This window comes from Planococcus sp. ISL-110, assembly GCF_018613575.1.
Lineage (GTDB): Bacteria > Bacillota > Bacilli > Bacillales_A > Planococcaceae > Planococcus.
On sequence record NZ_JAGGPX010000003.1, the window covers coordinates 34,612 to 46,938 of the forward strand.

A 12,327-nucleotide genomic window follows, 5' to 3' on the forward strand; every position below is an offset into this window, starting at 1 on the left:
ATCAACTGTAATTGTACACGGTTTAAATCGCTGTTGCAAAGACATTGAAAAAGCCAAAGCATGTTGCTTTGCTTTGACTTTTCAAGGTCTTACTTATTGTCGTCTTTTACTTCTTCAAACTCAGCGTCGACTACGTCGTCGTTGTCTGGCGCTGCGCCGTCTTCCTGTGATGCTTGCTGAGCTGCTGCTGCCTGCTCATAAGCTTTCATTGACAAGCCTTGCAGGATTTCCTGAAGTTTGTCTTTTTTCTCACGGATGTCGTCGATGTTATCCGACTCCAATGCAGCTTTCAATTCATCGCGTGCATCTTCCGCTTGTTTTTTCTCTTCTTCAGAAACAGCTTCACCAAGATCAGTGATCGTTTTGTCAGTTGTGAAGACAGCTTGATCCGCTTCGTTGCGAAGTTCCACTTCTTCTTTTACTTTCGCATCCGCTTCAGCGTTTTCTTCTGCGTCTTTGATCATGCGATCGATTTCGTCGTCTGTCAAAGAAGTGTTGGATTGAATTGTGATGGTCTGCTCTTTTTGTGTACCAAGATCTTTCGCTTTAACGCTGACAATGCCGTTTTTATCGATATCAAAGCTTACTTCGATTTGCGGTACGCCGCGCTGTGCTGGTGGAATATCAGCCAATTGGAAACGGCCGAGCGTTTTGTTGGCTGCTGCCATCGGGCGCTCCCCTTGCAGTACATGGATATCTACAGCTGGCTGGTTGTCAGCGGCAGTTGAGAATGTCTGTGATTTTGAAGTCGGGATTGTTGTGTTGCGCTCGATCAATTTCGTGAACACGCCGCCCATTGTTTCGATACCAAGTGACAATGGTGTTACGTCCAATAATACAACGTCTTTTACGTCGCCAGTCAATACGCCGCCCTGAACTGCTGCGCCCATTGCTACAACTTCGTCCGGGTTAACGCCTTTATGCGGCTCTTTGCCTGTTTCTTTCTTGACTGCTTCCTGTACAGCCGGGATACGTGTAGATCCCCCGACAAGGATAACGCGGTCAAGTTCAGAAGCTGAGATGCCAGCATCTTTCAACGCTTGGCGAGTAGGTCCCATTGTGCGTTCAACCAATGAAGAAGTTAGCTCATCAAATTTCGCACGGCTCATTGTAACTTCCAAGTGAAGCGGTCCCGCTTCTCCAGCAGTGATGAATGGCAATGAGATTTGAGTTGAAGAAACACCGGAAAGATCTTTTTTCGCTTTTTCAGCAGCGTCTTTCAGGCGCTGTGTCGCCATTTTGTCTTTAGACAAGTCGACGCCGTTATCTTTCTTGAATTCCTGTACCAAATAATCGATGATCAATTTATCGAAATCATCTCCGCCCAGACGGTTATCGCCGGCAGTTGATTTTACTTCAAATACGCCGTCGCCAAGTTCAAGGATCGATACGTCGAATGTACCGCCGCCAAGATCATAAACAAGAACTGTTTCGTCTGTGTCCATTTTATCAAGGCCGTATGCAAGTGCTGCTGCAGTCGGCTCGTTGATGATCCGTTCCACTTCAAGACCTGCAATGCGTCCAGCGTCTTTAGTTGCCTGGCGCTCCGCATCATTGAAATAAGCAGGAACTGTGATAACCGCTCTTGTAACTTTTTCGCCTAAATATTCTTCAGCGTAGCCTTTGATGTATTGAAGAATCATTGCAGAAACTTCCTGAGGCGTATATTCCTTGCCTTCAGCTGTTACTTTTTGCTGAGTGCCCATCAAGCGTTTTACAGACTGGATCGTGTTCGGGTTGGTGATGGATTGGCGTTTTGCCACTTCGCCGACTTGGCGTTCACCGTTTTTGAAAGCTACTACAGAAGGTGTTGTACGGTTGCCTTCTGGATTTGGAATGATTTTTGGTTCGCCGCCTTCTAATACTGCGACTGCTGAGTTAGTTGTACCTAAGTCAATACCGATAATTTTGCTCATGTTTAAATTCCTCCAATAATTTTTATTTGTTTCTTTGCTCGTCTACTTATTCGTTTACTTTTACCATTGCTGGACGCAGAACACGGCCTTTCAGCATATAGCCTTTTTGCAACTCCTGTAAGACAATTCCCGGTTCAGCGGATTCATCTTTTTCCTGCATGACCGCTTGGTGGAAATTCGGGTCGAATGGTTCGCCGACCGCTTTGATTTCTTCCAAGCCTTCACGGCTTACAGCTTCGGTCAATGATTTTTGCACCATCTCGACGCCTTTCAGCAAGGAAGCCGATTCTTCACTGTTTGTTTGGAGCGATAATGCACGCTCGAAATTATCCAGTACTGGCAGAAGATCCGACAGCAGGGATTGCGAGCGGAATTTATTGGCGATTTCTTTGTCTTTTTGAGTACGCCGTTTGAAATTATCATAATCTGCCATAAGACGCAAATATTTGTTTTGTTCTACTTCAAGCTGCTTGCGAAGCTCTTCTGCTTCATCTACAGTTTCTTGTTCTGCTTCAGCAGAAAAATCAGCTTCCGGTGTTTCTGTATCCGCGAATTCTGATTGCTCTTCCATATCTGCTTCCGAGACTGGCTCTTTCACTTCAACATCTTCAGCATGCTCTTCTGTTTTCATTGTTTTATTTTTTTTAGGCAAATCTGTTCCTCCTTTGTTCACGTTCCTTTAAAGATACGGGTCAGCTCTTTAGACAAATCGCCGCTCAACAAATCCAATATGGAAACGATGCGTTTATAATCCATCCGTTTTGGACCGATTATGGCGATTGACCCCGTCTGTTCTTCTCCGATATTATACGACACTGTAATGACACTGCAGTCTTCCATTGCCGACAGCGCGTTTTCCGAACCGATGCGAATATGGAGGCCTTGGCTTCCCACTGGCAGGATCATCGGAATGTGCTTGGATTCTTCCATGACATCCATCAAATCTCTGATTTTCTGAAGGTCATGGAAATCCGGTTGCTTCAGGATGTTCAGCTTTCCACCATAATAGATGTTTTCATCATCATGAGGCAGCAAAACCGCTTTTCTGAACGTATGGAAAAGTTCACCGTAACGTTCAACATGCTGCTTTAAAATCGTCAGCGTCTCTTGTTCCAGCCGCAGGTGCAGATTATTCAGCGACACGCCGACAAGCCGTTCATTGAGGATATTGGCCATTTTTTCAATATCCGATGGATTGAGGCCCGGCGGAATGGCAAACATGCGATTTTCCACATGCCCTGAATCGGTTACGATGATCGCAACCGCCGTATCCTGCGTCAATGGCACAATCGACAGTTTTTTGACGATATGCCTGCGCACATCAGGACCCAATAAAATGGACGTGTAATTGGTCAGTTCCGAAAGGATCATCGCAGAGCGCTTGATGACTTGCTCAGTCTCTGTCAATTTTTCTTCGAAAACCGAGCGCAATTGCACAATGTCCTGCTGCGGCAGCGCCCTTGGTGTCAGCAGGTGGTCGACGTAATAGCGGTATCCCTTCTCCGACGGAATGCGCCCGGAAGACGTATGGGTCTTTTCCAGAAAGCCCATGCCTTCCAAATCCGCCATTTCGTTGCGGATGGTCGCCGGACTAAAAGGGATTTCGGGTTTCTTGGAGAGTTGGTTCGATCCTACCGGCTGAGCTGATTGAATATAATCATCTACTGTCACCTTTAAGATGAGCAGTTGCCGTTCTGTTAACATGATCATCACCTCTGTTAGCACTCTACGTACCCGAGTGCTAATACTACATTAAAATTAACAAATATAATGATCCTTGTCAACGGAAGAGCTTTACGCCAATAAAAATTGCTCAAAAACTTCATTGCCGACAAATCGGCCTTTTCTGGTCAACCGGACAAAGCCGCCGGAAATCTCCAAGTTTTCCTTGATGATTTCTTTTTCCAGTATGGTGCCGTAAACATCCTGAATCGGTTTTTGGAATTTCTCCTGGAAGTGGATCAAGGACACGCCATTTGTTTTCCGCAGCCCCAAAAACATTTCTTCTTCCATCTTTTCGTGAACCGGCACTTTGTGCGTATTTAGAATCGGCCGTTCGCCGCTATCCAACGGCTCCATGTATTTTTTCAACGGACCGGCATTCGAGTAACGGACGCCATCCACATAGCCATGTGCCCCGGCTCCAACACCGATGTATTCGACATTGTCCCAATACAATAGGTTATGGTGAGATTCATGTCCTGGACGCGCAAAGTTAGAGATTTCGTATTGCTTCAAACCTCTTTTGTCCATCTCATTCATCAGTTTTTCGTACATATCGGCTTCCAGATCTTCTGTGACAGTATTGAGCTTGCCTTTCGTCATTAAATTATAAAAAACGGTTTTTGGTTCAATGATCAGCGAATAAGCAGAGAAATGCGGCAAGTCGAAAGCAAAAGCCTGCTCGAGCGTGTCGTCCCATTGCTGCATGGTTTGCCCAGGCAAGCCGTACATCAAGTCAAAGCTCAAATTCTCGAAGCCGACCAGACGGGCTGAATCGACCGCGCGTTTGACGTCTGAATTGCTGTGGGTCCGGCCAAGCCGTTTCAGTAGGTCTTCATCAAAAGACTGGACGCCCATGCTTAAGCGATTGACGCCTCCGTCAAACAGCACCTGCATCTTATCTTTGGTCAGTTCATCCGGATTGGCTTCCGATGTCCATTCCAGATTTTCTGCCATCGGCACGTAGCGATGGATATGGCCCAGCAGTTTCTCTAACTGGGCAGGCGTCAGGGATGTCGGAGTACCGCCACCTAAAAAGATGGTTTCCAGCGGCTTGTCGAGTGCACCCTGCTGCTTCCATAATGCCAGTTCTTTGCCCACTGAATCGATGTAGGCATCCACAGGCTGATCTTTGAAATAAACTTTATTGAAATCGCAGTAAAAACAGATTTGGTGGCAGAATGGAATATGGATGTACAATCCTTTTACCATTTTATTTCCTCTTTTCTAATAAGAAAAGGAGGCTGAACTTCCCGCCTCCTTTTTTTCGTTTATTTTGATTGGTCGTCCATTTTCAGGATCGCCATGAATGCTTCTTGTGGAACTTCGACAGATCCAACCTGCTTCATGCGCTTTTTACCTTCTTTTTGCTTATCAAGAAGTTTCCGCTTACGGGAAATGTCTCCCCCGTAACATTTAGCAAGGACGTTTTTACGTATCGCGCTGATTGTTTGGCGTGCAACGATCTTCTGGCCGATGGCGGCTTGGATCGGCACTTCGAACTGCTGGCGCGGAATCAAGTTCTTCAATTTTTCGACGATGACTTTGCCGCGTTCATAAGCAAAGTCTCGGTGAACGATAAAGCTCAGTGCATCTACCTGTTCAGTATTCAAGAGGATATCCATCTTGACGAGGTTGGATTCCTTGTAGCCGATCAATTCATAATCAAATGAAGCGTAGCCTTTTGTGCCCGATTTCAATTGATCGAAGAAATCGTAGACAATTTCAGCCAGCGGCAACTCATAGATGATGCTTACACGGCTGTCATCGACATAATCCATTGTTAGGAAATTGCCGCGTTTGCGCTGGCAGATTTCCATGACCGCTCCAACATAATCATTTGGTACCATGACAGTCGCTTTGACGTAAGGCTCTTCGACCATCTGGATTTTCTGTGCATCCGGCATCATGGCAGGGTTATCGATTTTTAAAATTTCCCCGTCCGTCATGTGGACGTCATAAATTACGCTTGGGGCCGTGGTGATCAAATCGATGTTGAACTCGCGCTCAATGCGTTCCTGGATAATTTCCATGTGCAACAGGCCAAGGAAACCGCAACGGTATCCAAAACCAAGTGCTTGGGAAGATTCCGGTTCGAACTGCAATGCCGCATCGTTCAATTCCAATTTCTCCAATGCGTCACGCAAATCGTTGTATCTCGATGTATCGATCGGGTACATACCGCAATAGACCATCGGGTTTAATCGGCGGTAGCCCGGCAATGCTTTCGCTGCCGGATTGTTGGCCAGCGTAATGGTATCGCCGACAGTTGAATCGCCGACATTTTTAATGGACGCGGTCAAGAAGCCAACATCGCCGACTGTCAATTCATCGCGGAGAATGGCATGTGGGGTGAAAACACCCGCTTCAATCACTTCAAACTCTTTTCCGGAAGCCATCATCTTGATGCGGTCGCCGGGTTTTACGGTGCCTTCGACAATCCGGATATACGCTACAATGCCGCGGTACGGATCGTAAAGAGAATCGAAAATCAGGGCTTTCAATGGTGCACTTGGGTCACCGGTTGGCGCAGGAACTTTCTCGACGATCTGTTCAAGAATGTCTTCGATGCCGATTCCTGCTTTCGCTGATGCCAAAACGGCTTCAGAAGCATCCAGTCCGATCACTTCTTCGATTTCCTGGCGGACACGCTCCGGATCTGCAGCCGGCAAATCGATTTTATTGATGACCGGCAGGATTTCCAGGTCATTGTCCAATGCCAGGTAGACGTTTGCCAAGGTCTGGGCTTCAATTCCCTGAGCTGCATCGACAACCAAAACAGCGCCTTCACAGGCAGCCAGGCTTCGTGATACCTCGTAGGTGAAGTCGACATGTCCCGGCGTGTCGATCAAATGCATAATATAGATTTCTCCATCTTTGGCTTTATAATTAAGCTGGACGGCATTCAATTTAATGGTAATGCCACGTTCCCGTTCAAGATCCATGGAATCCAGTGACTGTGCTTTCATTTCTCGGGAAGTCAGTGCTTCCGTCATTTCTAAAATTCGGTCTGCAAGCGTAGACTTGCCATGGTCAATGTGCGCGATAATCGAGAAGTTGCGGATTTTGCTTTGACGGGATAATCTTTCCTCATTATTCATTCTCTTCACTCCTATATAAACTACTATGAATTATAGCAGTACAGCAGACATTGAGCAATGAAAGCTCCTGAAATCATTTAACTGTCAAGGGAAACTTCTTTGCACGTAACTATTGCATTCCTTTCGCTGATTTGATAAAATAACTCATGTTGTATAGAGACATTAAAGAGTTGGGATGATTTCCTCTCTTTCATATTGTCTAGGAGGTGAAAGATATGCCAAACATTAAATCTGCAATCAAACGTGTGCGTACGAACGACACTAAAAATGTTCAAAACTCACATGTAAAATCAGCAATGCGTTCTTCTATTAAGAAAGCTGAAACAGCTTTGACTAACAAAGACGATAACGCTAGCGATACTGTAAAAGCGGCGATTAAACAGGTGGAAAAAGCGGCTTCTAAAGGCTTGATCCATAAAAACACTGCAGCTCGTAAAAAAGCTCGCTTGATGAAACAAGCGTAAAACATTTAAAAAGCCGGTTCCTCCAGGGGAACCGGCTTTTTTCTATGCATTTTTCAGCGCTTGGCATGCCCACTGCGCTTCATCAGGAAAAATTCCAGGATGCGATCGCGATTGCCACTGACTGTTTTCAGCTGCAGATCGATAGCCGCCAAATCACCCAGCACCTGCAGCAGCCTTTTTTCGGAAATCTGCTGGCGCTTTTCCACCAGCAGTTTGACCCGGTAAGGATGGGCTTTCAATTGCTTGGAGATCTGTTGCGCGTGATAGCCTTTTTTCTGTAAATAATACACTTGGATCATAAAGCGGATCTGCGAAGCCAACAATGCCGTCAGCGCAACCGGTTCTTCTTTTTGCCGCAACAGGTCGTAATAGACGCTGAGCGCTCCGCTGACATCGCCGTCCAGATACGACTGGAGCATCTTGAAGGCATCCTGCTCAAGCGTCCGTGCTGTCATCACTTCCACAAGCTCTACCGTGATATCGCCTTCTGCTGCCCCTAGGTAAAGAGACATCTTCTCGATTTCCGAAGACAGCAGCGTCAGGTTGGTGCCCGCCATCTCCATCAGCCGACGAGCCGCCTTCAGGTCAATGCCTTTGCCGAAACTTTTCGCTTCGTGCATCAGCCAGCTTTCCAGATCATTCACCTGCAGTGATTTAGCTTCCACCAGTACAGTGTGCTGCTTCATCAGCTTGGTAACTTTTTTGCGTTCGTCCAGCTTTTCATAAGGCGCTACGAAAATCGTCACTGAGCTGCCCGGTGGATGTTCCAGCCAGGCCTCCAATGCCTTCAGGTCATGATTGATTTTTTCTTTGCCGCGCTCCGCCGCTTTCAGAAACGACGCATTCCTTGCAATGATCAGCTTGCGGTCGCTGAAGAATGGAATGGTATCCGCTTCATCGATGACGTGATCGACCGGCACTTCATCCAAATCAAAAAAAGTCAGCTCCAGTTCGCCGCCGTCCGTCAATTTATCTTTTAATAAGTCCAAGGTTTTTTCAATAAAATAGCTTTCTGTTCCCACAATGAGATAAACAGGGTCTATTTGTCCGCTGCGCATGGATTTCCACACGGAAGTAATCATCGTATCAGCCTCCCCTCCCTCTACTATATCGGATTTTCACCGCTTTGTGTATTTGTCAGATATGTGTCAACGCATAATTTCATCTCTTTATGTTTACTTCAATCTAGATTTTTGTGTAGTCTTCGCTTATAATTAGAAGGAATTAGGAGGGATTTCAATGAATGAATTTGAACAGAATGTACAGTCCAAGCGTAACGATGCAATCGACGCTGGTATGGGCTTTGTCGTATCCTTTGGATTTTTCGCCCTTATCTTTATCATCGCTGGAGTTGTACAATTCGCAGCACGGTAATTAAATCAAAAAAGGTTTCGGTCATATGACCGGAACCTTTTTTTGCTGTTCAGCACAATTTTTGTTTGCTAGAGCTTTATCAGGGTTAACGCATAGTCTCCAGCTCTAACTCCCCTTTTTCATAAAGCAGCCGGATAGTGCCATTTTCTGCGGTGTTCAGCGTATCGAGTCTCATTTCATTAAACCGTTCCACTACCTCAGGACTCGGGTGGCCATAGCGATTGTCTGCGCCTGTCGAAAAAATCGACAGAGTAGGCTTGAGAACAGCCAAAAATTCCTCACTGCTGGACGTCTTGCTGCCGTGATGGCCCACTTTCAGCACCGTCAGCCCCGCGAGTTCGCTGCCATAAGGCGCCAGCAACTCCCTCTCGCCTCCTGCCTCCAGGTCGCCAGTAAACAATACCCGGTAATCTCCAGTCTTCATCAACAGCACCAGCGAATCGTTGTTGCCTTCATACTCAGCATCCGTTGGCGACAAATAGGCAAACTGCGTCTCTCCGACGGTCCAGTTCGACCCGGCACCCGGGAAGACCACTCGAGCTTCTGCCGCGTCCGGTGCCAGCTCGACCATCAATGCATTCGATGCCGATCCCGGTGTCAGATGCAATTCATCGACCGGAAACAGCCGGAAGATTTCTTCGGCTCCTTCAGCATGATCCGCATCTGGATGGGAAATGATAAACGCGTCGATCGATGAGATGCCATTGCCTTTCAAGTAAGGTGCCACAACCTGCCGGCCGATTTCATATGGCCGCTTTTTCTCTTTGAAAGCTTCCGTATCAAAACGCAGAACTCCGCCGCTGTCAATCAAATAAATCGCCTTCCGGTGAGGCAGTTCAATCAGTGCGCTGTCACCCTGGCCGACATCCAGAAAAGTCACCTTCAAGCGCGGATCCAGATAAGGCAGTGCAGTGAACAGCAGAGCCGGCATCAATAAAATCAGCAGCTGCCAAAAGCGGAATTTCCGTTCAGCGACGCAATAAAACAAGTAAACACTGGCTGTCAGTATAAAAACCATAACAAAACCGGGCTTTCCTGGATTCCACAGCTGATAGGGCAATCCAGCCAACCACCTCATGAATCGGTCGATCCCCCCGCGCAAAGGTTCATAAAAGTAAAATACAAAGTCGGCGGCGGGCTGAAATACGGCTGTCAGAAGGAGCAGCAAGAAGTTAGCCGGCAGGATGAGCAAAGTAAACAAAGGGACAAACAGGCTGTTGACCAAAAATGCCGACAGCGACAATTCATAAAAGTGGAACAGCAGCAAAGGATACAGCGTCACCTGCGAGATGAACGTAATGGCAAATCCCGTTTTGACAGAGGATTGAATTCCGCCCAGAAACTTCAATGAGTAAATAATGCCGAATGTCGCGCCGTAGGACAGTTGAAATCCGATTTTATACATGGCATACGGATTCCACAGCATGAAAACAACCATACTTGTTAACATAATAGATGCAATAGGCAACCGGAAACCGAACAGCTTTCCGGCCAACACGACGGACACCATGCTGGCTGCACGCCAAACAGAAGGAGCTCCGCCTGCTATGACCGCATAAAGCGGCAGAACAATCAGTAAAATGATGATTGCCGTTTCTTTCCGGACATGGAGACGGATGAGAATCACATACAGCAGGCCTGACGCAATTCCGACATGCAATCCCGAAATGGCGAATAAATGTGAGATGCCGAGTGTCTGGTGCACCCGCTGATCTTCAGGATCCATGTTTTCCCGTTCACCGATCAGCAGGGCTTCTGCTTCCGCTACCAGGCTTTCGGGAAAATGCTCACGGATGTGGTGCTTCAAGGCATCTCTTCTGCCCAATAACCGATTGGTCCACGTATCGTTCGCCTCAGCGCCGTCAATCGACTGGACAGCTAACAGCGAAGCGGCTCCATTGTGCTTCAGGTAGTCGGCCATATTGAATGAATAGCGGTGAGAAGGCGGTGAGGGCGCTTCAAAAACACCAGACACCTGAAATACCAACTGATCCATCAGTTTTTCCATTTGAAGCTTTTCTTTTTCTGAACTTACGCGGTAACGGGCATAGACGACTGTCTCATCCGCCAAAGCCGCAAATCCTCTTAAGCTATCGCCGTCGATGACTGCACCCGCACGGAATGTCAATTCTCCGGAATAAGGCTGTGAGTAGTCATAATTATCCTGGCTGCGGAAATCCTGCACCAGGTAAACAGCGCAGCCAAATACAACGACAGCAACAATCAGTGCCGGGCTTTCTTTTTTCCAGTACATCCAACAAAAAAGCAGCGCCATGAACACGAGTTGAACCGCTGTTTCATGCGCTGCATATGTGGCAAGAGCGGTCGCCGCTGCCAGGTATAAAAAATGTGTGGCTGTTACATTTCGATTTCTCCGAATAATTGATTCACCCGTTCGCTATAATGGGCCAATTCTTCTTCGCTTCCGCCTTTTTCACGTAATTTCTCCAGCATCTCCACATAAAGAGCCGATTTTTCGACACTCAAAAAGTCGATTTTCCGCTCATCGAATACCACTTGCACCACTTCTACACCAGACTGTTCCAACAATTCGATGGCGTACTCATGGTTTTTATAATCGGTGGCGTAATACAGCCGGGAAATGCCCGCCTGGATAATCGATTTCGTACATTGCAGACACGGGAAATGGCTGACGTACATATCGGCTCCATTAACGCTGACACCGTATTTTGCGCATTGCAATAACGCATTCATTTCTGCATGGATCGTCCGGACACAATGTCCATCGACTACGTAGCAGCCTTTATCAATACAATGGTCGCCACCGGAAATCGATCCGTTGTAGCCGCCCGCCATGATTCTTCGGTCGCGCACAATGGTCGCTCCGACAGCCAGGCGTGTGCACGTGCTTCTGAGTGCCAGTAAATGGCTTTGTGCCATGAAGAATTGGTCCCAAGTTATTCGCTTCATTTAATTGCCTCCTGCTTGTGTAGTTAAAATAAGTGTAGCAGAGGCAACAGTTTCGTCAACAGCCTTTATTATGCGTTTTTCTATTTAGTGGTGATGAGATCTTTTAATTGTTCAAAGGTTTTGTCGCCAATGCCGGTGACTTCCGTCAATTCTTCCGGGGTCTTGAAGCTACCGGCTTCGTCCCTGTAGGCCAGGATGGCAGCGGCCTTTGAAGGTCCGATGCCTGGCAGTTCCATCAATTCCGCTTCAGTTGCCGTATTGATGTTGATCAGGCTGCTGCCACCTTCTGAAACAGTCTGTGCCGTTGCAGGCAAAACGGTTTCTTCGCCGGTTGCGGGTATATACAGACTGGTTTCATCCACGACGATCAATGCCAAATTGATGGCGCGGCTGTCCGCTTCAGGCGTAAATCCACCAGCGGCATCGATGGCATCCTGCATGCGGGAACCTGCCGGCAGTTCATAGACACCCGGATTCACCACTTGGCCTTTCATATCGATCATCAATGTTGCTGCAATTGCGGGATTTTCTTTTTCAGGGGTTTCTGTCTGCTGAGGGGATTCAGCGTTGATCAATTCGAGAGAAGTAGCAGGAGTTGTTTCTGTCTCCACTTGTGGAAAAAAGAAGTAAATTAAGAGCAGCGCAATAGCGGCAGCGGGGATCAGCAGCCATGCGGGTTTGTTCTGAAGCTGGGAAAGTTTCAGCTGGCATTCCTCGTTTCTTCAGAAGGCAATTAAATGGAAGCTGTTTGAATTATATAATAATTGGAATGTCTTTGTCTATCCTTTTTAAATACATAAAAAACCACCTGCACGGTGC

At 47.1% G+C, this 12,327-nt stretch carries 11 protein-coding genes; 2 read left to right on the forward strand and 9 right to left on the reverse strand.

All coding sequences use genetic code 11. From position 1 onward, the window contains the following. Positions 1–89 precede the first annotated feature (89 nt). From dnaK to lepA, 5 genes are all read right to left on the reverse strand, one after another. The gene (dnaK, locus tag J7I83_RS00625; RefSeq protein WP_215098753.1) at positions 90–1,916 is read right to left on the reverse strand and encodes a molecular chaperone DnaK; all 1,827 of its coding nucleotides are present in this window, start codon (positions 1,914–1,916) and stop codon (positions 90–92) included. Between the two features lie 46 nt (positions 1,917–1,962). Next, complete coding sequence (gene grpE, locus J7I83_RS00630; RefSeq protein ID WP_215098754.1) at positions 1,963–2,568, reverse strand: nucleotide exchange factor GrpE; 606 nt, start codon at positions 2,566–2,568, stop codon at positions 1,963–1,965. A 17-nt stretch (positions 2,569–2,585) separates the two neighbouring features. Next, complete coding sequence (gene hrcA, locus J7I83_RS00635; RefSeq protein ID WP_215098755.1) at positions 2,586–3,620, reverse strand: heat-inducible transcriptional repressor HrcA; 1,035 nt, start codon at positions 3,618–3,620, stop codon at positions 2,586–2,588. Between the two features lie 90 nt (positions 3,621–3,710). Continuing rightward, positions 3,711–4,850 (reverse strand): radical SAM family heme chaperone HemW, encoded by a 1,140-nt coding sequence (gene hemW / locus J7I83_RS00640; protein ID WP_215098756.1) that lies wholly within the window; start codon positions 4,848–4,850, stop codon positions 3,711–3,713. A 59-nt stretch (positions 4,851–4,909) separates the two neighbouring features. Continuing rightward, positions 4,910–6,739, reverse strand: a complete 1,830-nt coding sequence (gene lepA / locus J7I83_RS00645) for a translation elongation factor 4 (protein ID WP_215098757.1) — start codon at positions 6,737–6,739, stop codon at positions 4,910–4,912. A gap of 215 nt (positions 6,740–6,954) precedes the next feature. Here lepA and rpsT point away from each other — a divergent pair, with 215 nt between their 5' ends. Continuing rightward, positions 6,955–7,203, forward strand: a complete 249-nt coding sequence (gene rpsT, locus J7I83_RS00650; RefSeq protein ID WP_215098758.1) for a 30S ribosomal protein S20 — start codon at positions 6,955–6,957, stop codon at positions 7,201–7,203. A 53-nt stretch (positions 7,204–7,256) separates the two neighbouring features. Here the strand turns inward: rpsT and holA are convergent, their stop codons facing one another. After that, positions 7,257–8,285, reverse strand: coding sequence for a DNA polymerase III subunit delta (gene holA / locus J7I83_RS00655; RefSeq protein ID WP_215098759.1), 1,029 nt, complete (start codon positions 8,283–8,285; stop codon positions 7,257–7,259). A gap of 157 nt (positions 8,286–8,442) precedes the next feature. On the opposite strand from holA, the gene J7I83_RS00660 reads away from it, so the two are divergent. Then, on the forward strand, positions 8,443–8,577 hold the full coding sequence (locus J7I83_RS00660) for a YqzM family protein (RefSeq protein WP_006828710.1): 135 nt from the start codon (positions 8,443–8,445) through the stop codon (positions 8,575–8,577). A gap of 85 nt (positions 8,578–8,662) precedes the next feature. Here the strand turns inward: J7I83_RS00660 and J7I83_RS00665 are convergent, their stop codons facing one another. The 3 genes from J7I83_RS00665 to J7I83_RS00675 all read right to left on the reverse strand — a co-directional run bounded on the left by J7I83_RS00665 (position 8,663) and on the right by J7I83_RS00675 (position 12,119). Then, a complete protein-coding gene (locus tag J7I83_RS00665) occupies positions 8,663–10,831 on the reverse strand; it encodes a DNA internalization-related competence protein ComEC/Rec2 (protein ID WP_251047368.1) in 2,169 nt (722 codons plus the stop codon). Between the two features lie 104 nt (positions 10,832–10,935). Beyond that, complete coding sequence (locus J7I83_RS00670) at positions 10,936–11,508, reverse strand: ComE operon protein 2 (protein ID WP_215098761.1); 573 nt, start codon at positions 11,506–11,508, stop codon at positions 10,936–10,938. Positions 11,509–11,588: 80 nt separating this feature from the next. Beyond that, positions 11,589–12,119, reverse strand: coding sequence for a helix-hairpin-helix domain-containing protein (locus J7I83_RS00675; protein WP_353048215.1), 531 nt, complete (start codon positions 12,117–12,119; stop codon positions 11,589–11,591). Between the last annotated feature and the right edge of the window lie 208 nt (positions 12,120–12,327).

Bases quoted from the DNA above. Each gene is read 5' to 3' on its own strand.
- dnaK (WP_215098753.1), bottom strand. From the start codon at position 1,916: ATGAGCAAAATTATCGGTATTGACTTAGGTACAACTAACTCAGCAGTC.
- hrcA (WP_215098755.1), bottom strand. From the start codon at position 3,620: ATGTTAACAGAACGGCAACTGCTCATCTTAAAGGTGACAGTAGATGAT.
- hemW (WP_215098756.1), bottom strand. From the start codon at position 4,850: ATGGTAAAAGGATTGTACATCCATATTCCATTCTGCCACCAAATCTGT.
- lepA (WP_215098757.1), bottom strand. From the start codon at position 6,739: ATGAATAATGAGGAAAGATTATCCCGTCAAAGCAAAATCCGCAACTTC.
- rpsT (WP_215098758.1), top strand. From the start codon at position 6,955: ATGCCAAACATTAAATCTGCAATCAAACGTGTGCGTACGAACGACACT.
- holA (WP_215098759.1), bottom strand. From the start codon at position 8,285: ATGATTACTTCCGTGTGGAAATCCATGCGCAGCGGACAAATAGACCCT.
- J7I83_RS00660 (WP_006828710.1), top strand. From the start codon at position 8,443: ATGAATGAATTTGAACAGAATGTACAGTCCAAGCGTAACGATGCAATC.
- J7I83_RS00665 (WP_251047368.1), bottom strand. From the start codon at position 10,831: ATGTACTGGAAAAAAGAAAGCCCGGCACTGATTGTTGCTGTCGTTGTA.
- J7I83_RS00670 (WP_215098761.1), bottom strand. From the start codon at position 11,508: ATGAAGCGAATAACTTGGGACCAATTCTTCATGGCACAAAGCCATTTA.